General features: G+C 68.0%; 14 protein-coding genes. 8 read left to right on the top strand and 6 right to left on the bottom strand.

Translation table 11 applies throughout. The features are described 5' to 3' along the window. Positions 1–636: 636 nt before the first annotated feature. Positions 637–1,950, top strand: coding sequence for an ISL3 family transposase (locus tag KLK06_RS26545; protein ID WP_214638333.1), 1,314 nt, complete (start codon positions 637–639; stop codon positions 1,948–1,950). Positions 1,951–2,921: 971 nt separating this feature from the next. Here the strand turns inward: KLK06_RS26545 and KLK06_RS26550 are convergent. Next, positions 2,922–3,533 (bottom strand): hypothetical protein, encoded by a 612-nt coding sequence (locus KLK06_RS26550; protein ID WP_214638334.1) that lies wholly within the window; start codon positions 3,531–3,533, stop codon positions 2,922–2,924. Positions 3,534–4,030: 497 nt separating this feature from the next. On the opposite strand from KLK06_RS26550, the gene lanL reads away from it, so the two are divergent. The 5 genes from lanL to KLK06_RS26575 all read left to right on the top strand — a co-directional run bounded on the left by lanL (position 4,031) and on the right by KLK06_RS26575 (position 11,139). Beyond that, positions 4,031–6,790, top strand: coding sequence for a class IV lanthionine synthetase LanL (gene lanL / locus KLK06_RS26555; protein ID WP_214638335.1), 2,760 nt, complete (start codon positions 4,031–4,033; stop codon positions 6,788–6,790). A gap of 145 nt (positions 6,791–6,935) precedes the next feature. Continuing rightward, positions 6,936–8,765, top strand: a complete 1,830-nt coding sequence (locus tag KLK06_RS26560) for an ABC transporter ATP-binding protein (RefSeq protein ID WP_214638336.1) — start codon at positions 6,936–6,938, stop codon at positions 8,763–8,765. Beyond that, positions 8,731–9,402 carry an NYN domain-containing protein gene (locus KLK06_RS26565; RefSeq protein ID WP_214638337.1) on the top strand — a complete coding sequence of 224 codons (672 nt, stop codon included), beginning with the start codon at positions 8,731–8,733 and terminating at the stop codon, positions 9,400–9,402. The genes KLK06_RS26560 and KLK06_RS26565 overlap by 35 nt, the downstream gene beginning before the upstream one ends. 263 nt (positions 9,403–9,665) lie before the next feature. After that, positions 9,666–10,622 (top strand): prolyl aminopeptidase, encoded by a 957-nt coding sequence (pip, locus tag KLK06_RS26570; RefSeq protein WP_214638338.1) that lies wholly within the window; start codon positions 9,666–9,668, stop codon positions 10,620–10,622. A 64-nt stretch (positions 10,623–10,686) separates the two neighbouring features. Continuing rightward, the gene (locus tag KLK06_RS26575; protein ID WP_214638339.1) at positions 10,687–11,139 is read left to right on the top strand and encodes a hypothetical protein; all 453 of its coding nucleotides are present in this window, start codon (positions 10,687–10,689) and stop codon (positions 11,137–11,139) included. A 119-nt stretch (positions 11,140–11,258) separates the two neighbouring features. Here the strand turns inward: KLK06_RS26575 and KLK06_RS26580 are convergent, their stop codons facing one another. The 3 genes from KLK06_RS26580 to recO all read right to left on the bottom strand — a co-directional run bounded on the left by KLK06_RS26580 (position 11,259) and on the right by recO (position 16,414). Further along, a complete protein-coding gene (locus KLK06_RS26580; RefSeq protein WP_214638340.1) occupies positions 11,259–14,759 on the bottom strand; it encodes a S8 family serine peptidase in 3,501 nt (1,166 codons plus the stop codon). 150 nt (positions 14,760–14,909) lie between these two features. Continuing rightward, complete coding sequence (locus tag KLK06_RS26585; RefSeq protein ID WP_214638341.1) at positions 14,910–15,683, bottom strand: isoprenyl transferase; 774 nt, start codon at positions 15,681–15,683, stop codon at positions 14,910–14,912. Continuing rightward, a complete protein-coding gene (gene recO, locus KLK06_RS26590; RefSeq protein ID WP_214638342.1) occupies positions 15,680–16,414 on the bottom strand; it encodes a DNA repair protein RecO in 735 nt (244 codons plus the stop codon). Before recO ends, KLK06_RS26585 begins: the two co-directional genes overlap by 4 nt. 152 nt (positions 16,415–16,566) lie before the next feature. Here recO and KLK06_RS26595 point away from each other — a divergent pair, with 152 nt between their 5' ends. Beyond that, positions 16,567–18,075, top strand: a complete 1,509-nt coding sequence (locus KLK06_RS26595) for a CDP-alcohol phosphatidyltransferase family protein (protein ID WP_214638343.1) — start codon at positions 16,567–16,569, stop codon at positions 18,073–18,075. Continuing rightward, the gene (locus KLK06_RS26600; protein WP_214638344.1) at positions 18,072–18,791 is read left to right on the top strand and encodes a DUF5941 domain-containing protein; all 720 of its coding nucleotides are present in this window, start codon (positions 18,072–18,074) and stop codon (positions 18,789–18,791) included. The genes KLK06_RS26595 and KLK06_RS26600 overlap by 4 nt, the downstream gene beginning before the upstream one ends. 96 nt (positions 18,792–18,887) lie before the next feature. On the opposite strand, the gene KLK06_RS26605 is transcribed toward KLK06_RS26600, so the two are convergent. Further along, the gene (locus KLK06_RS26605; protein ID WP_214638345.1) at positions 18,888–19,121 is read right to left on the bottom strand and encodes a helix-turn-helix transcriptional regulator; all 234 of its coding nucleotides are present in this window, start codon (positions 19,119–19,121) and stop codon (positions 18,888–18,890) included. Further along, on the bottom strand, positions 19,121–19,822 hold the full coding sequence (locus KLK06_RS62450; RefSeq protein WP_214638346.1) for a DUF2975 domain-containing protein: 702 nt from the start codon (positions 19,820–19,822) through the stop codon (positions 19,121–19,123). Before KLK06_RS62450 ends, KLK06_RS26605 begins: the two co-directional genes overlap by 1 nt. Positions 19,823–20,183 lie beyond the last annotated feature (361 nt).

Raw genomic sequence — 20,183 nt, forward strand, 5'->3', positions numbered from 1 at the left:
CCGACAGCAACTGGCCGGCCCCCACCTGCCGGGGGACGCGGGGAGTCTGCGCACGTCCTGCGGTCGCTGCGCTACGTGGAGCTGGACCCCGTCAGCGTGGTGGCCCCGAGCCATGACCTCGTCCTCTGGAGCCGTCTCGGCCCGCGGGCAGGCGCCTATCTCCCCTGCCTGTGGTGGCAGGAGCGATGGCAGTTCGAGTACTCGGCCCACACCGCGGCCATCGTGCTCACCGAGGACTACCCGATACACCGGGTGACGATGGACTCCTTCCCTCCGACGAACCGGTCGTACACCAGATCCTGGATGGGCGCCAACGACCGGCTTCGCAAGCACGTGCTGGATCGCCTCGGCGAAGGCGCTCCCCTGCCCCACCTAGTGAGCTGGTCGCGAGTATCAGGGACACCACATGAGATGGTTGCTGTTTCAGGTTGGCTGTGCGGTGGTGACGGTGCCTGGCTGCTGAGGTCGGCTGGAGAGATGGCAGACAGCAGGCTCGAGCCGGCGGCGTTATCCGGCTCTTCGAACTTGATCGGGGTCTGAGGTCCAGCCTGGCCCGGGGGGCTTGAGAGAGCTCGTGGCTCTCGGTGATCCTTCTTGTTGTCGACGCAAGAAGATCACAGCAGAGAAGCCACGAGCATGGTCAACGATACGACGCTGCTGCTCGGCCTGGACGGGGTGGCCGTCACGAAGGTCGTCGCCGCAGGTGACGGAGCACAGGATGGACCCGTCGTGCACCTGTCCACCGCAGATGAGCGAGCCAGATGCTGCCCGCAGTGTGGGGTTGCCGCGGTCCGGATGAAGGAATGGGTGACCACCCGCCCGCGTGACCTGCCGATGGGCGGGCGGCACTGCCGGCTGCGCTGGCGTAAACGCCGCTGGTGGTGTGACCAGCAGAGGTGCCCGCGCCGGACGTTCACCGAGCAGGTGCCGCAGATCCCCGCACGCTCCCGGCTGACCCGGCGATTACGCCAGGCCACGGGTGCCGCCGTCGGTGACGGTGGGCGAACGGTGATCCAGTCAGCGCGTGATCACCAGGTGTCGTGGCCGATCGTTTGCGCGGCCTTCACCGAGCATGCCCGTCAGGTGCTGCCCGTCCAGCCTGAGCCCGTCTCGGTGCTGGGCATCGATGAGATCCGCCGGGGGCGCCCCCACTGGGTCCTGGACGAGGCCACCGGCACCTGGAGCACGGCGGTGGATCGCTGGCACACCGGCTTCGTGGACCTGTCTGGCGATCAGGGGCTGCTCGGCCAGGTCGAGGGCCGCACCATCGCCGCCGTCACCGGCTGGCTCAACCAGCGCAGCCAGGCCTGGCGAGGGCAGGTGGCCTTCGTCGCGATCGACATGTGCACCATCTTCAAATCCGCCGTGCGCACCGCGCTACCGCGGGCCCGCCTGGTCATCGACCACTTCCACGTGGTGCAACTGGCCAACCAGGCCCTCACCGAGGTCCGCCGCCGCGTCACCGTCCAGATTCGCGGCCGGCGCGGACGCAAGGGCAACCGCGAGTGGGAACTACGCAACCGGCTCACCCGCTCCGCCGCCCGGATGCACGCCTGCCAGCTGGATCCGATGGTCGATGACCTGCACGCGCTCGGCCGCATCGGCACGCCGATCCTGGCCGCGTGGAACGCCAAGGAAGACCTGCTGGACCTGGCCCGCACCCACCCCGATCGGACCGTCATCGCCGACCGGCTGTTCCGTTTCTACGACCGCTGCGCAGCCTCTGGCCTGCCCGAACTCGAACGACTGGCCACCACGATCGACACCTGGTGGCCGGAAATTCTCACCTTCATCCAGACCGGCATCACTAACGCCGGCTCCGAAGGCACCAACCGCGTCATCAAGACCGTCGCCCGCGACGCCTACGGCTTCCGCAACCCGGAAAACCAACGGTTACGCACCCGCTGCGCCACCACCAGGAAAGGCCGCGGATGCCTCAACCCCGCCTAAGTTCGAAGAGCCCGTTATCCGAGGAAGAGCGGCGGACGCTGGTGGGCTGGGTCAGGCGTCGCTCGACTGCTCAAGGGCTGGCGATGCGGGCTCGGATCGTGCTGGCCTGTGCCGAGGGCGGCGGCAACGTGGCGGTGGCGGCCCGGCATGCCCCGCACCACCCCCGATGCCCAAGTGGAGGAGGTGGTGATACACACCCTGGAAGAGATGCCGGCCGGATCCAACCGGCGCACCAAACGACTTGTCATGTAGCCCTCTGACCGGAGTTGAGACGACGCCGGGTCGAACCAAACTTCCAGACAGCACGATCAACATCTCCACCGCTTATCTTGCAGACTATGGTCGATGCCATTCGCTGCAACTGCTATACGATTGACGCTGTACGCACCTTACGAGTTATCACCTTTCGCCAACTATAAAGCAGAGTCCCATGAAATAGTCCGAGAAACAGAACTGCTATCGTTGCCTGAAGTTCGGTTAACACGATCCCGAGAGCCTCTCCATAGATGGCGACGACCAGCAAAAAGGCCCCCACGGCCACTGCGGGAATCTCGGCCACACTAAATATGAACAGTATTCTTCTGATCTCGGAGTTCATTCTGCGAAGGGCAAGCAGATTCCACGCTATGTAGAGAACAATAGTCATAGTCCAATGGAAAACCGTTCTACTACTTAGGGGAAGTGGACTTGTGGGAGGCAGTCGAAGGCCATGTATTACGCCAACATAGTTAGCCACTGTAATCAGATCGATGAGGACCAGGTCGTCCTCGAATGTCAAGAGGGCGGCGCGGGACGCTTTCCAATCCTGCCTCCAAGCTCCAATCATCAGCGCCAACAGTGCCGCCGAAACCCAATCATGAATATCATGCAAACCAAAAACTGCGAACGCCCAAGGCACCACATAGGCTAGGTCGCACAGCAGAACTCGGTTACTCTGCAGCGACGAGTGTGGATCGATAGCTAAACTCCCATCATCTGCGCAAGAGAAGGGCCGCCACCAGCAAGGAGCAATTTACTGCGTGGCCGGCGACCTCGTACGTAGGGGACCATTTCGCCACCCCCACCACTTCGACAGGCTTCTCATGGGCATACGAAACGATTCTCGCGGAATCCAGCAGGAAGTACAGCGGAATACGGAACCCGTCATCCTCGAGGATCCCAGTAAAACAGTTGAACCCGTAGATTTTGTGGGTGTGCTGGACCTCCACAGCATCAGGCGAGAAGGGGTCGCGCGCCTTTGTTCCCAACTCGGGCAGCCGGAGAACGCCATTGACGCTCACCACATCCGGCGGCGCCACCCGTCTCTCGCTCACCTCCTTGGCGAAGCCCCGGACACGAAGGTCCTTATCGCGGATCTTCGGATAAGCAAAGGAGAAGATATCTTCAGGAAAGAGGTCGGCCAGTCGCGTCTCGGCACTGTTTTCACTTCCGAGCCCAAATCTAGTCGTGACGAGCCAATTGATCCCGCCAGCCAAGTTTTCACTGTTCTTGGTCGCCAGCGAGGATCCCACAAGCTTGACCGCAACGGGTAGGATGAGCTCCCTCTCCACATACACCAAAGTGTTAGGCACGTCAGTAGACATGGGGATGCCAACCGCCCTTTCATGGTGTACTCGCGTGAAAAGTGATGGCGCTTTTACGCCCTGCGCACGAGTATCCCCCCAAGACGTGTCAATCTGCCACCTAATCTCCAATTGAAAGATCTCAAGAAGATTAAGTCGGACATTGGTCAACTTTTGTCGCAAGTCGCAATAATTCCTCCCGGATCCACGGGATATCGGAGGGCCTATACTCCGGACGCCAACCATGATCTTGCTGCGTGGGTGCGGGGAAGCAGGGTTCGGCCATCGCGTAATCATCAGTTGAATGTGAGGACAACGAAGATCGACAGTTGTCGCGAGCCGCGGTCGTCGCGAACCCAACGAGTGCCTTAGACGATGTTCGTGACGTTGCGCAGCCGTAGCGCGCGCACGGCCACTGATTTCGGAAGACAGCTACCTGTCAGCGAATTGCAAGACCCGTCAGCGACCTTCGTGTCGAGCGCCTCCACCAGACGGCGCCGAAATCGGGGGGTAGTGCCGTGGGGGCTGATGCGACCATTCTGCGCGACCTCGTGACCGCCGAGCTGGCGCGGTCCGGCGAGGCGGGCTGGTCGGTCGAGGCGTCCGATTTCTGGTGCAGGGTCACTCCTGATGGCTATCCGATGCCTGAGCAGGGATGGAAGCTGCATGTCTCCGCGACGATGCTGTCGGCGCCCTTCGTCCTCGCCCAGGTCGCCCGCGTGCTCATCGAGGCGGGGTGCGCCTTCAAGTTCCCCGCCGAGCTGGGCGCCTACTGGGAGTTGCTCTCGCCGCACTGCGCGAGGGCGCAGGCGGGCAAGTTCGTCACGGCCTACCCGGCCGACGATGCCGAGTCGATACGGCTGGCGGCCCTCCTTGACGAGGCGACCAGGGGGCTGCCGGGGCCGGTGATCCTCTCCGACCGGCCCTACCGCGCGGGCGGCATCGTCCACTACCGCTACGGGGCCTTCTCCGGGCACCGGACTCTGGGCAACGACGGGTTCTACGAGGTACGGCTGCGCGCTCCGGGCGGAGAGCTGGTCCGCGACCAGCGGACGGCCGCCTTCACCCCGCCGAGCTTCGCCGCCTCGCCCTTTCAGCGGCTCGGCTTTCAACGGCTCGGCGGGCCGTCGAAGGCGTCGGCGGTCATGCTCAACGACCGGTTCGTGGTGCGGGAGGCGATCAGACACGCGAACAGGGGCGGCGTGTACCTCGCCGAAGACACGAAGACCGGACGCGAGGTCATCATCAAGGAGGGTCGCCCGCACGCCTCCTCCGACCTCAGCGGCCGAGACGCCAGAGTCCGGCTGGCGGCGGAACGCGCCGCTCTCGACGACCTCGCCGCCACCGATGGCGTGCCCGCCGTCGTCGACTACTTCGAGCAGGGCGGCCACGCGTTCCTCGCGGAGGAGCTGGTGCCGGGCCGCACCGCGCATCGCTGGTCGGAGGCGCACGCGACGCCTCTCGGCCCGGACGGCTTCGGATGCGCGGTCGAGGAGGTCGTACCGGTCGTCTCGCGCCTGGTCGGCCTGCTGCGGGAGGTGCATCGCCACGGCTACGTCTTCCGCGATCTGTCGCCCGGCAACGTCATGATCCTGCCGGACGGCCAGGTCCGGCTCGTCGACCTCGAGTACGCGGCCAAGCAGGGCACCACCGTCATGATCGGCGGCACCCCCGGCTATCTGGCGCCGGAACTCGCCCCGCACACCGGCGCCTTCCACCAGGCTCCCCCGGCGACGGCGGATCTCTACAGCCTCGGAGCGCTGACCTACTTCCTCGCGGTCGGCGCCGATCTCGGCCTGGCGGAAGACCTCTCGGAAGACGAGGCGGCGGGCCTGGCGTGGGGCACGCGCACCGCCGACCACCTGGCCAGGGTCGCCGAGAGCAACCCCACCCTGGCGGCGCTGCGGCCGATGGTGGCGGGCCTGCTCGCCGAGCCGGATGACCGCTGGACACTCGACGCCTGCACACGGTTCCTGGCCGACCTCGGACAGCCCGACGTGCGACCAGCTCCGCACCCTCGGGTGACCGCGGACGACCTCATCTCCGACGGGCTCGCCTGGCTGGCCGAGACCATGGACGACCGCCCCGACTGCCCGTCACCCTGGCCCAACATCACCTACGGGCTCGAAGCCGATCCCTGCTCGGTGAGCGCCGGCGCTGCGGGCATCCTCGCGGTCCTCCCACCCGAACAGACCGGCGCGGTCTCGCGCTGGCTCCGCCGACGCCTCGCCGAAGAGGATGTCTGGCCTCCCGGCCTGTACGCCGGGCGATCCGGTGCCCTCTGGGCGTTGTACGAGGCGGCGGCCGACGAGGAGTCGAGGGACTTCGCGGTACGGGCCGCGTACCGGCTGCCGACCGACCATCCCAGCCCCGACGTCACCCACGGCCTGGCCGGATGCGCGATGGCCACCCTGCGCCTCGCCATCCGCGCGGACGACCCCGCGCTGCGCGAGCGGGCCACGGAGATGCTCCAGAACCTGCACGACGCGCGGTCCTCATACGAAGGGCGCCCGCAATGGCCGACACAGGCGACCCTCGACTCCAGCCTCGCCGGCACCAACCACTTCGGCTTCGCCCACGGCCTGGCCGGAGTCGGCACCGCGTTGCTCTATGGAGGCGTCGCCCTCGGCAGGGCGGACTGGATGGAGACCGTACGCGAGGTGGCCCACGCCCTCTACGAGCACGCCGACGTCGACGGGGACACGGCCTGGTGGCCGTTCAGGCGCGATGAGCGCGAGTCCGTACGGCCCCGCCGTCCCCACTGGTGCAGCGGTTCGTCGGGCGTCGGCTCCTTCCTGATCCGCTATTGGAACGCGACGAACGATCCGGCCGCCCTGGAACTCGCCGAACACGCGGCGATCGCCGTACACCGGACTCGGTGGCAGTCGGGCTCGGCGCTCTGCCACGGCCTGCCCGGTGAGGGCGACTTCCTTCTCGACATGGCCCGGTTCACCGCGGACGAGCGGTACCACCGATGGGCGGAGGATCTGGCAGCGTGCCTGAGCGCGCGGGCCGTCAGGCACGCGGGCCGGCTGCACGTACCCGATCGCCTGGGCCGGACCGTGCCGACCTACCTCGGCGGGACCGCGGGCGTCCTCGCCTTCCTGCTGCGCCTGCGTCACGGACATCCGCGCCTGTGGATGCTCGACGACGTCATCGGCGCTCCCCATGATCTCGCCGTGCCCCGAGCACGGCGACGCCAGGAGGAACGGAAATCAGAGAGGGGGGAGAAACATGTCTTTCGACGTTCAGGACCTGCAGAACCTGCAGGAGCGTGAGCCGAGCACCACGGAGTCGGCGCTGCTGAGCAACTGCCTCAAGCACCCGGGTTGCACCGACACCAACTGATGACGGAACGGCGTGCGGCAGGCATGGGCCGCACGCCGTTTCAGAGCTCCGAGGGCCTCTGAGAGGGCGGCAGACGTGACGACTCGCAGGATCATCCGGCTGTTCACGCCGTATCGCCGTGCCGTCCTGCTCGTCGTGCTGCTGGTCGCGATCTTCTCCGCGCTGAACGCCGCCATCCCGCTGCTGACCCAGGTCGTCTTCGACCGCGCCCTGTTCGGCAAGGACGGTCCACGGCCCGACCTGCTGGCGCTGATCGCCGCTCTGGCGGCGGTCACGGCGGCCGGGGCGGCGGGCGTCGATCTGGCCCAGACGTGGGTCTCGGCCCGCATGGCCCAGCGGGTCATCCACTCGCTGCGTACGCGGCTGTTCGGTCACCTGCAGCGGATGCCGCTCGGCTTCTTCGCCGCCGCCAGGAGCGGCGAGATCCAGTCGCGGCTGGCCAACGACACGAACCAGATCGAGGACGCGATCAAGGACACGCTGCCCAGCCTGCTCGGAAGTCTCCTCGCGTTCCTGTTCGCGTTGGGGGCGATGTTCTCGCTGTCCTGGCCGCTCGCGAGCGTCACCCTGTGCCTGGCGCCGGCCATCCTGTGGGTCTCCGCCCGTTCGGGACGCGCGCTCAAGGTCCTGTCTGTCGCCGGCCAGCGGGCCCGCGCGGAGATCGCCTCCATCGCCGCCGAACGCCTCTCGCTGGGCGGCATCACGCTCGCCCGGGTGCACGGACGCGACAGCCACGAGGCCGCGGTGTTCGGGGCGGAGAGCGAACGGCTGGCCCGGCTGGGGGTCCGCGCCGGGCTGGCCGCTCAGTCGGTGCTGAGCGCGGGGCACATCTTCTTCGTACTGACGCCTTACATCGTGTTCGTCGCGGCCGGGCTCATGGACGGGATCACGCCCGGCACGCTCATCGCGTTCGTGGTGCTGCAGTCGAGGCTCTATCAGCCGCTCTGGCAGATCCTGCACATCTCCACCGAGTTCCGTACCGCCCAGGCGGCCTTCGAGAGGGTCTTCGAGTACCTGGACCTGCCACCGGGACCGCCGCCCGCCGTACGCGGCGGAGGAGCGGGCGAAGTGCGCGTCGCGGGGGCCTCCTACGCCTACGCGGGGCCGGAGGGCGAGGCACGCTGGGCGCTCCGCGAGGTGACCCTCGACCTGCCCGCCGCCTCCGCGACACTGATCGTCGGCCCGAACGGATCGGGCAAGACGACCCTCGGTTACCTGCTCGCCGGGCTGTACGAGCCGGCGGAGGGGACGGTACGGATCGACGGCCGCGTCTGCCTGGCTCCGCAGGAAGCGTTGCTGTTCCAGGGCTCCATCGCCGAGAACCTCCGCTACGCCGCCCCCGAGGCCGGCCTGGACGACCTGGTCGCGGCCTGCACGACGACCAGGATGCACGACCGGATCATGGCTCTGCCCGACGGCTACGACTCCGTGGTCGGTGAGCGGGGTGCGCTGTTCTCCGGTGGTGAACGCCAGCGCATCGCCCTGGCCCGCGCGCTCCTGAGCGACGCGCCCGTCCTGGTCCTGGACGAGGCGACCTCCGCACTCGACCCGCTGACGGAACGCGAGGTCATCCACGCGGTTCTGCTGCGGCGCAGGGGGATGACGACGGTGATGATCACCCACCGGTTCGGCGGCCTGGACGCGTTCGACACCGTCGTCGTCCTGGATGAAGGGCGCGTCGTGGAGCGGGGCGCCCACCCCGAACTACTGGGCAACCGGCACGGCCTGTACGCACGGATGGTCCGCGCCCAGGCCGTCCAGCGGGGCGATCCAGCCGACGGCGAGGGTGCCGTAATAGATCTGCCGTCGTCCCTGCTCTCCACCGGCCCGGCCTGCAGATGCTCGGGATCGGTGCGGCAGCTGAGCATGGATGGCCAGATGTCGCGAATCGACTACGAAGCGTGATCGATTCCGGTACGGTCGCCTCGTCGCCGGTCGAACCAACTGGCAGACAGCCGATGTTGACCGGGTGGTGTACTGCACCGCCCGCATCGATGGCGCGGACAACCCTGATGGCCAGCGTGATCAGAGCGTCTACATCAACGCCCTGCGGGCCAGCGGCAGCGTCGATCACATCGAGTTCGGCTACTGTGTCTCCCGGGTGAAGTACGCGCCGCTCGCTGTACGGGACCGGGCGGGCCGGCCCGTGCTCGCGCGTCCCACGTGGCCGATCCAGGTGTGTGACTCGGCAGGCGCGTCGGTCCCAGGCGCGAGCTTCATGGTCTCCTACGCCTATCGCGAGGAGAAGGGTTCTGACGTCAACGTTGCCTCGCACCTTCTCCTTGATGTCTTCAAGGGTGTAGTTGACGCGGCCGTCGTCATCTCCAACGACAGTGACCTGCGCTTTCCCATCGAGCAGGTCCGGCAGCACGTCCCTGTTGGCCTGGTCAACCCCAGCGGCAACTACCTCGCGGGAGCGCTGCGCGGCCAGGCCGCAGATGGGGTTGGACGGCACTGGTGGTATCAGCTGACCGCAGGTGATCTGATCAAGTGCCAGCTCCCTTCGACCGTCAGCGCGTATACACGCCCACCGGGCTGGTGACGGCAATCGCCCCGCGCCTGTGAAGCTCGCCTGCTATTCTGGAGACATATACCACCCGGCTCCTTGTGGGCCGGGTTTTCTTATGTCCGGCCGGGCTCCGCGCTGCGCGCCCAGAGCGCCACCGCCGGGGTCTCCCGATGGCCCGCCAAAGGTCTGCTCGACCTGCTGCTTGCCGGTCCCTCGATCTTCCGGGCTCTGGGACATCGCAGGTCATTCACCGCAGGTTGCGCGCCGGGCAGCCGCGGCGAGTATGTCTGATAGCTATGGGACAAAAGACGTTTTATCCGCCGATTGAGCCGTACGAGACCGGGATGCTCGAGGTGGGCGACGGGAACGAGATCTACTGGGAGGTCTGCGGCAACCCCGACGGCAAACCTGTCGTCTTTCTTCACGGCGGTCCGGGCGGTGGGTTGCTGCCGGCGCAACGGCGGTTCTTCGACCCCGAGGCATACAAGATCGTGCTGTTCGAGCAGCGCAACTGCGGGCGCAGTCGACCGCATGCGGCGGACCCCGGGGTGTCGCTGGAGGCCAACACGACCTGGCACCTCGTGGCGGACATCGAGCGGCTCAGGCAGTGGCTCGGCATCGAGCGCTGGCAGGTGTTCGGCGGGTCGTGGGGGTCGACGCTGGCGCTGGCCTACGCGCGGCGGCACCCGGAGCGGGTGAGCGAGCTGGTGCTGCGCGGTGTCTACTTGGCGACCGAGGCCGACAACGTGTGGGCGTTCACCGGCACCGGGGCGGCCCGGCTGTTCCCGCGGGAGTGGGCGGCCTTTCGCGACTTCATCCCGGAGGCGGAGCGGGACGACTTGGTCGCCGCCTACCATCGCAGGCTGTCCGACCCGGACCCGGAGGTACACCTCCCGGCCGCGCGGGCGTGGGCGGCCTGGGAGCTGTCGGCGAACACGCTGCTCCCCGCCGCCCCACCGCCCCTCGACGACCGGGAGCTGGTGAGCTTCTCGCGCATCGAGGCGCACTACTTCAGCCAGGGGTGTTTCCTGAAGGACGGGGAACTGCTCGACGTGGCCGCGATCCGGCACATCCCGTGCGTGATCGTGAACGGCCGCTATGACATGAAGACGCCGCCGGACGCGGCGTGGGACCTGCAGCTCGCCTGGCCGGAGGCGGAGCTGCGGATCGTCGAGGACGCCGGCCACGCGGGCGCCGAGCCCGGCACGCTGCACGAGCTCATCACGGCCACCGACGGTTACCGGCACCTTTAGTTATAGACGATCGCTTTTCGTGACAGGAGAATTACTGCCAGCACGCACGAACGAGGAGGGCCCCATGGCGTTCCCCATCATGAAGCTGGCGGCCGCTCTGATGTTCGCCTGTCCGAGCCCCGTCCCCGTCGCCCCCGCCGGCACCGCGCTGCTCCAGTCGGGTGAGATCCGTTTCCACACCATCAACGAGGCCAAGGACACCGAGACCATCGTCACGGTGACCGTCCGCGACCGTAGGGGGCAGACCATCGCCCTCCTGACCGGCGTTCTCGGCCAATGGGCCGAGAACGCCTGGTCGGCCCGCATCCCGCTGAACGTCATCAGCCCGCCCGGAGACCTGGCGCGGCTGTGGGGCGGGACGATCAATGTCCGGATCGACCCGAAGGGCGAGGACGCCTGGGCCTTCACCTTCCACACGTACCTGCGCTTCTCCAACGGGGAGACGGCCGACGTCTACCAGCGGCAGCTCGCGGTCGTGAACGAGGGCCGCCGCGACTGGACCACGATCATCCGATGACGAGCGACTTGCCGAAAGTGCGGGCCGCCGGCCGGATTTTGCTCCACTCTTGATCGGTGACCGTCGGCCAGGTCACCAAGAGGCTCCCGGGCCCGCCCCAGAGGCGGGCCCGGGTTATTTCACGAGACCTTGTCGGGCCGCTCCGAGATGCGGATGGCGTTGACGATCGTCTTGCCCTCCCGCGTGGCGAAGCGGACGTTGAGCTGGCCGTCGGTGACCTTCACCGTGTACTGCCTGCTGACGGCCGTGTACGTGCCCGCCTCCAGCGCCAGGTCGAGCGCCGGGATCGCGAGCTGGCCCTCGACGAGCACGTCGAAGACCCGGCGGCCGATCTGCGTCGACTTGACGTCGGCGAAGTCCAGCTCGACGGTGTACGTCCCGGCCGGCACGTTGTCGAAGCGGTACTCCAGCATCCCCTCGCGAGCCGTCTTGAACAGCGCCTGGTCGTCGGTGCCCTTGATGGTCTTGGACGAGGTGCTCGTACTGGTCGAGGTGGCGATGTACCCGTAACCGCCCGCGGTGTACTTCTTGTCGGGCGTCCAGGCGTCACCCGCGGTGTCGGTCACGGCCTTGGTGCCGCCGGCCTCCACGGCCACCTGGAGCTTGGGCACCACGACCGTCACCGCGATCTCGATGACCGGCTGCCGCCCGCTGGCCGACTTCACGATCAGCTTGCCCGAGCGGAGCGTGCCCGGCAGGACGCCGGCGCTGGACACCGTGACCTTCAGTGTCACCGCCTGCCCCTTGGCGAGGTCGCCCGCCGTCGGCGTGACGCCGATCCAGCCCTGTGCCGGATCGGTGGTGACGGTGTACGCCGTGGGCGAGCCGAGGTTGGTCAGCTCCATCGTGCGGGTTCGGGTGGCGTTCGTGGGCAGCACCACGGTCAGCTCGCTCACCGAGGGGCTGACCCGGCCGGTGATCAGCGCGGTGTCGATCCTGGTGACCGTCGTCGGGGCGATCGTCACGGTCTTGGTGAACGTGCCGTAATGCTCCTTCGACACCTGCACCTCGTAGTCGCCGGCCAGGACCTGCCCGTAGAAGGCGCCGTCCTCACCGGTGGTGTAGGTGGCCACGTCGCCCACCTTCACCGTCGCGCCCGCCAGCGGCTTGCCGTCGTTGGCGTCGGTGACGGTGCCCGTCACCAGGCCGTGCCTGCTAGCGATGAACGTCAGACTCTGCCCGTTGGCCAGTGCGACCTCCTCGTAGGAGTACTGGAACGCGTCGGTGCCCGCCGCGTTCTCGACCCCGACCGTCGCACTGGTGCCCTTGTCGCGCTCGCTCTCGATGTCCTTGTAGCGGTAGCTCATCGTCCCGTCCTCGCCCAGCAGCGCCGCGAACGAGACGCGCTGGTCGGTGGCCGAGTAGAACTTCACGTTGCGCCACTCGACCACGAACTGGCGGTGCGGCGCCGTACCCGTGACGCCGGTGTAGATACCGCTGTCGGCGTCCACCACCAGGTCGTCCCAGTACGGGTAGACGGCGTTGTTGGGCGTAGCCGTGCTGGGCAGCCGGCCGTTGCTGCCGGTGACGATCTTGTCGGTGGCGAAGGTGGCGAACCCGTTGGTGCTGATCCACGCCCGGCTCTGCCCCACGCCGTAGAACGGGACCGGGAACGGCAGGTTCACCTGCTGCGCCTCGTCGTCGCCCGTGAGCGCGAGCTTCTCGGTGCCCGCGACGTATGGCTCAGCGGCGCTCCGGCAGGTGTAGCCGAAGTTGTCGCCACGCAACGGCAGCTCGATGTCCTTGGTCACGTCCCCGGCCACCGTGACGGACGCCGTGGCGCCGCTGGAGCAGCGGGAGACTGGGGTGATCTTGAGGTCGTAGGTGCCGTTCGGCAGTGACAGCCGGTAGCGGCCCGCGGCGTCGGTGACCGCGCTGACGGGCGTGCCGACCGCCTCGATCTTGGCGCCCGGCTCCGGCGTGCCCGCCGTGCTGACCGTGCCGGTCACCACGCCCGCGGCCTGCAGGGTCATCGCCACGTCGGCCGTGGTGCTCTGCTCGGCCGTGATCGTCGCCGTCGCGGTGCCCTTGTCGTAGCCGAACTTCTCCGCGGCGATCTGGTAGTCGCCCGGCAGCAGGCGCGGGATGGCGTACGTCCCGTCCGACCCCGTGATCACCGTACGGCTCAGCGGCCCGGACAGGTTGACCGTGGCACCGGACACCGGGCTGCCCCCGGCGGTCACCGTGCCCTTGAGGTCGCCGAGACCCCCGCGCGGCGCGGCCTGCACCGCGGCGAAGGCGTCCAGGCGGCCCTCGCCCCAGACGTTGTTGTCGGCGGCGGTGCCACCGCAACTGGTGTCGTTGACGTCGATCGCGGTGCTGTCGAGCAGCGGCCGGGTGGCGGCCACGTCACCCTGCAGCCCGGGAGACGCCGACCAGATCAGCGCCACCGTCGCCGCCAGGTGCGGCGAGGCCATCGACGTGCCCGTGTAGCTGTCGTAGCCGTTGCCGGGCACCGAGGAGCGGACGTTCACGGCGGGGGCGGCGAGGTTCGGCTTGATCTCGCCGTTCTCGCCCTCGCCCTTGCTGGAGCGGGCGTACAGAACATTGTTGATGTCGAAGCCGCCCGCGCTGTAGCTGATCGCGTACTGTCCGGGCGACCCGCTGGTACGGCAGGCGGGCCCCTCGTTGCCGTTGGCGAAGGCCGGGAAGATGCCGGCGGCGATCCACGCCTCGACGGTCTCCTTGTACCAGGGGTCGAAGCCGGCGCCGCCCCAGGAGTTGTTGACGATGTCGGGGGCCAGGTCGGGGCGCGGGTTGGCGCCGTTCAGGTCGGTCGGGGCGAGCATCCACTGGCCCGCGGCGAGCAGCGAGGCGTCGGTGCAGGTGTTGACCTCGCAGCCCTTGGCGGCGATCCACTTGGCGCCCGGCGCGACCCCGATGCCGTTGGCGCCGACCATGGTGCCCATGACGTGCGTGCCGTGCCCGAGGTTGTCACAGGGCACCGCGCTCGGGCAGATGTGCGCGGGGTCGAACCAGTTGTAGTTGTGGTCGAGGGAGCCGTCCGGGCTCCTGCCACGGTAGGCCGCGGCCAGCTCGGGGTGGTCGAACTGGGCGCCGCTGTCGATGGTGCCGACCACGATGCCTTCGCCGCGGTCGGTTAACTCGTTCCAGACGCGCGGGGCGTTGATCCGGTCGATGTTCCACTCGACGGCGTTGACCTTCGCCTCGGCCTTACCGGGGTCCGGCTTCGGCAGCGACACGGTCCGTACCGGGTCGATGCGCTCCACGTCCGCCAGGGCGGCGATCTCGGCCGCCAGCTTGGCGTCGGCGGTCACTCTGACGGCGTTGACGATCCAGTACGGGGTGTAGTCGGCCTGGTGGGACTCCAGGAGTTTCCGCAGGGCCGCCTGCGAGGTGTCGGCCTTGGCAGTCTTGGCCTCGAAGACCTGCTCGGCCTTGTCGTCCTTGGTCGTGGCCCGGCGGGCGCCGCTGAGGTCGGCGGTGCCCTTCATGCGTACCCAGAAGGTGGCCTTTCCGTCGGCGGCCAGGTCGGCCTGGACGGATTTGTTGATCTTGCCCGGGTCGGGCGCGGCTTGGGCCACGCCCTGAGGGAGGATGAGGGTGACAGCGGCGGCGACCGCGATCAATATCGCACGCCAATGGGGGGTGGACGGCACACGCTCTCCTTCACGCCATGGGAGTAGAGCTGATCTTTACGCCTATGGGGAGAACAGTGGAGAGAACGTGTCAGCTTTGCAAGGGTCTGACCGCAACAAGACATGACATGTCATGAAATGTAATCTCGACGACTCATCGTCGGAGGTGCTCTAGACCTGGTTCGGCAGCGCCCCGCCGTAGCGCCTGTCGCGCTTGGCGTAGATCTCGCACGCCTCCCACAGGTCGCGGCGGTCGAAGTCCGGCCAGAGCCGGTCGAGGAACACCATCTCGGCGTAGGCCGACTGCCACAGCAGGAAGTTGGAGAACCGCTGCTCCCCCGACGACCGCACGAACAGGTCGACCTCCGGGATCTCCGGCTCGTCGAGATAGCGGGCGAACACCTTCTCGTTGACCTTCGACGGCTTGACCCGGCCCGCCGCGATGTCGTTCGCCAGCCGCAGCGCGGCCTCGACGATCTCCGCCTGGCCGCCGTAGTTGACGCAGAACTGCAACGTCAGCTTGCGGTTGCGCTCGGTCAGCTCCTCGGCGCTCTGCAACTCGGAGATCACGCTCTTCCACAGCCGGCCCGGCTTGCCCGCCCAGCGCACCCGTACGCCCATCGCGTGCAACTCGTCGCGACGGCGGCGGATGACGTCGCGGTTGAAGCCCATGAGGAAGCGGACCTCGTCGGGCGAGCGCTTCCAGTTCTCCGTGGAGAAGGCGTATGCCGACAGGTAGGGAATGCCCAGCTCCAGCGCGCCCTCGATGACGTCGAACAACGACGCCTCGCCCGCCTTGTGCCCCTCGGTGCGTGGCAGCCCGCGGGCCTTGGCCCAGCGGCCGTTGCCGTCCATGATGATGGCCACATGTTTGGGCACCAGGTCACGCGGGATCGGCGGCGGGACCGCGCCGGACGGGTGCGGGGTCGGTGGTCGGACGTTCACACGGGCTCCCTCTCTACGTGTCGGAGAGAGCGTATTCCGTGTTCGAGGTGCCATTGCAGATATGCGGCGACCAGGCCGCTGCACTCGCCGCGATGCCGCGCCTGTGACGCGTCGGCCGCGGCCCAGTCGCCGCGCAGCAGCGCGGTCATGAGCCCGATCGTCTCCCCCGCGGGCACCACCGATCCGGCCGGTTTGCACGCCCCGCACACCACGCCACCTGCCACGATGGCGAACGCCCTGATCGCCGGGGCCCGGCACCTGGCGCACGCGTCCAGCGCGGGGGCGTAGCCGGCGACCGCCAGCGAACGCAGGAAGTAGGCGTCGAGCACCAGCCTGGCCTCGTGCTCGCCGTCGGCCAGCGTGCGCAGCCCGCCCACCAGCAGCAGGAACTGCCGCAGCGCCGGCTCCTTCTCGCCGTGCGTCAGCCGGTCGGCGGTCTCCAGCATCGCCGTGCCCGCGGTGTAGCGGGGGTAGTCGATCGCCAGGGCCTCGCCGTAGGGCCTGATGGTCTCCGCCTGCGTGACGACGTCGAGCGTACGGCCGGTGTGAAGCTGCAGGTCGACGTGGGTGAACGGCTCCAGCCTGGCCCCGAAGCGCGAGGTGGTGCGGCGCACGCCCTTCGCGACCGCCCGGACCTTGCCGGTGCGCTTGGCCAGGATGGTGACGATGCGGTCGGCCTCGCCGAGCTTCTGCGTACGCAGAATGACGCCCTCGTCACGATAGAGACTCACTCGCCTATCCTATGGCGCGCGAAGGTCATGCTCGGCTGGAGCGGCTTCGCGGACCTCGGATGGAGCGACTTTGTGGAACCCTCACTAGACTTTGACGTCCGTCCCCGCTCTACCCGTTGTTCAACCCCCCGCAACCGCCTCGAAAGGGAGTCATGACCCGCGTGGTCCTGCTGGGCTCTTCGCCCGGCCCTGACACCGCTCCGACCGGCCTGAGGCTGGCCGCGCTGCCTGGCAATCCCACCGTGGCCGAACGGCTGCGCAGCCAGATCCTCTCCCTGGATCCGCAGCCGGCCATGATCGAGCCCGGCGACCTGGCCACCGCTCTGCGCGCGCTGGCCGATGTCGCCGAGTCCGCAACGGAGAACCTGTTCCTGATCCCGGACAACTCGATCGTCCACGACGAGCTGATCTACCAGATCACCAAGGCCAAGCGCGGTGCGCTGGCCCTCGTCGCCAAGGAGCCACGTCCGGACACAGCCGATCAGGCGCAGGAGGAGATCGTCCCGATCGACGAGGCGGAGCCGGAGATCGGGCTCAACACCCTCGAAGGGCTGCCCGTCCGCGCGCGCGCCGGCAAGTCCCGCATCATCTCCGTCGGCACCGCCAACCACGCGGTGACCAGACCCAACACAGTGCTGCTCGGTCCCCTGCACGTGAGCGCCAGGAACGCTCCCCTGCTGGCCGAGACCTGCCGTGAGCTCGCCGGCATGGCCGACGCGTTCGGCGCCGACGACGACCTGATCCAGCTGATCGTCTTCGGCCTGGTCCGCAACGGCATGTCGGTCGGCATCCGCGGCCGCCGCGACCTCTTCTACCGCCGGGTCACCACTCAGGAGGAGGCCAACGAGGCCGCCACCGAGATGTCCGGCATCGACGAGGACCGGGCCAGGCTGGACAACGCGGTCAAGGGCGCGGACGGCTTCTTCACCACCTATTTCGTCTCCACCTACTCCCGCTTCATCGCCCGGTGGGCCGCCAGGCGGGGCCTGACGCCCAACCAGGTGACGCTCATCTCGATCGCCCTCGGCGTGCTGGCCGCGGCCTGCTTCGCCACCGGCGAGCGGCCGTGGATGGTGGCGGGCGGGGTGCTGATCTACTTCGCCTTCGTCTTCGACTGCGTCGACGGCCAGGTCGCCCGCTACGCCCGCAAGTTCGGCGTGCTCGGCGCGTGGCTTGACGCCACCTTCGACCGGTTCAAGGAGTACGTCGTCTTCGCCGGTCTGGCCGTCGGCTGGGTCGTGTCGGGTCATGGCGACGACATCTGGATCCTCGCGCTGGCGGCACTCGGTCTGCAGTCCGTACGCCATCTGCTCGACTTCTCCTTCGGCATCTCCAACCGCCGCAAGCCGCCCGCCCAGCTGCCCACGCTTCCCCTGGACGCCCCCGATGACCGCGCCCTGCGCAAGGCGCTGGAGCGGCGTAAGGTGGAGCGCAGCCAGGGCATCCGCGGCGTGCTGAAGATGTGGAGCCGCGCCGGGCGGTTCCGAGCGGTGCACTGGGCGCGTAAGATGATCGTCTTCCCCATCGGCGAGCGGTTCGCGGCCATCGCGATCACCGCCGCCCTCTTCGACGCCCGCATCACCTTCCTCACGCTGGTGATCTGGGGCTCCGTCGCCGCCGCCTACACCCTCACCGGACGCCTCATGAGGTCGCTCGCATGATCACCGCACCACTGGCCGCAGGCACCCCCACGCCGGATCCCGACGAGGAACGCCGCCGCATCCAGACCGCCCGCCTACTCGCCTACCGCGACGACGGCCCTCTCGTCCACGCGCTGGCCGGCCGCATCGGCAAGGGCATCCCACCGGTGCCGGCCACGCTCATCGCCCTGCTGGCGGTCGTGGCCATCACGGTCGCCGGGGTGCTGAAGCCTGGCCCGATCCTGCTCGTGCCACCGCTGCTCATGCTCCTGCTGGTGCTGCCGACCGCGCCACGCGACCACCTGGGCCGCCTCGACTGGCTCACCCCGCCGCTGCTGCGCGGCGCCGAGTTCCTCACGATCATCGTGGTGGGGCTGGCGGCCGACGTGCCGAAGTGGCTGCTGTTCGTGCTCGTGTACGTGGTGGGTTATCACACGTACGACACCGTCTACCGGACGCGGCAGAGCATCTGGCCGCCCGCCTGGGTTTTCCACGCGGGGCTCGGCTGGGAGCTGCGGCTGCTGATCATCGGTGTGGGCGCGGCGCTGGGCTGGCTGACGCCGGTGCTGGCGGTGCTGACGGCGTACCTGTTCGTGCTGTTCGCGGTGGAGAGCGTGACCAGCTGGGTCCGCCTCGACAAGGCCTCCGCCCAGGCGGGCGCCGACGCCGAACAGGACCTGGAGGCGTCCCCCGAAGACGCCATGGAGCAGGCCACCGGAGAAGCCGAAAAGGGCTGATCTTCTTCCTGCTACGCCATCCCCGTGACGACGTGTCCCGGGGATGGCGTTTCTCTTTTACTGTTGCTCCCGGCCCCTGACGGGGGCAACGTCTCGTCAGGAGCGGGGGGTGAAGGACAGCAGGTCGCCGGGCTGGCAGCCGAGGACCTCGCAGATCTTGCTCAGCGTGGAGAACCGGATCGCCTTGGCGCGGTTGTTCTTGAGGATCGACAGGTTCACGTTGGTGATCCCCACCCTGTCGGCCAGCTCCACGAGCGTCATGCCGCGCTCTTCGAGCAACTGATCCAGATGCACCTCGACGGCGTGCTCGGGGTTTTCGGCGGGCGGCATCAGACGGTTCCTTCGAGTTCCTCGCGCATGTGCGCGCCGGCGCGGACGACCTTCGACATCACCACGAGCCCGAGCCCGGCCACCAGGTACGCCCACGGGACGACCCAGCCGAACAGCGCCATATTCCACGGGCTTCTGACGGTGCTGTCCACCATCGATACGGCCAGGCCGGTCTCAACGATGGTCGTGTAGATCGATGCCGCCAGTGTACTCACCGCGAGGAACACCCCAAGGAACCACAGCCTGCGGACGATCACCTCGTCGAACCCGTTCTCCCGTCGCGCGTCTCTGATCAGCCGTTCGAGGAGGAAGAGCGCGATGAGCAGCATGAACGGGGTGGCGAAGCGCGAGGTTTGGTACAGCAGTTGGGTGCCGAGGGTGGAGTCGTCCTTACAGATCTCAGGCGGCCCTGTCTGGAACTCGACCCCTTTCTTCACGGGGTAGGCGTCGTCGTAGACGGAGCGCGTGGGCGCGGGCTTCTGGCGTTGGGGATTCTCTAGGAAGTTGCCCTCTACGGCGGTTATGCCCGGCGCCAACGCGCACACCAGGCTGTGGGCCTCGCCGTGGGCGTAGTAGGCGTTCTCTCCGCCGGTCAAGGCCGTGCCCCCGACCGTGTAGATCATCATTCCGGCGAACAGCACCAGGAGGACGCGGACGGTGATCGCCGTCCATTTCATTGGGGTGGATCTGTTGAGAGACACAGCGCTGCTCCACATCGTTCATCGATATTATCGTTTGTCGATGGTATCGAAAAGCGATACGGAGTCAAGTGGGTGCCCCGAACTGGGCCCGCCGCCCCGATGCCGGTCACGAGCAGCAGGACATCGGTTCGGCGGCGTTGGTGGCGGGCCCTGGGTTCGGCAGCGGGCCGCCGCCGCAATGGCAAGCCACCGCCCGTGGTGGCGAGCCACCGATGCGGCAGCGGGGCTTAGGGCTTTTCTTCCTGTACGGCACGCATGGGGAACCCGCCACCCGCCGACCGTGGCGGGGGCCTCCAGGAAGACGGCCTCTGACCGGTACGGGGTCGGCCGCCGATACGGCGTGCTTGTTGGTCGGGTGTCG

Source organism: Nonomuraea sp. NEAU-A123, assembly GCF_018603905.1.
Taxonomy (GTDB): domain Bacteria; phylum Actinomycetota; class Actinomycetes; order Streptosporangiales; family Streptosporangiaceae; genus Nonomuraea.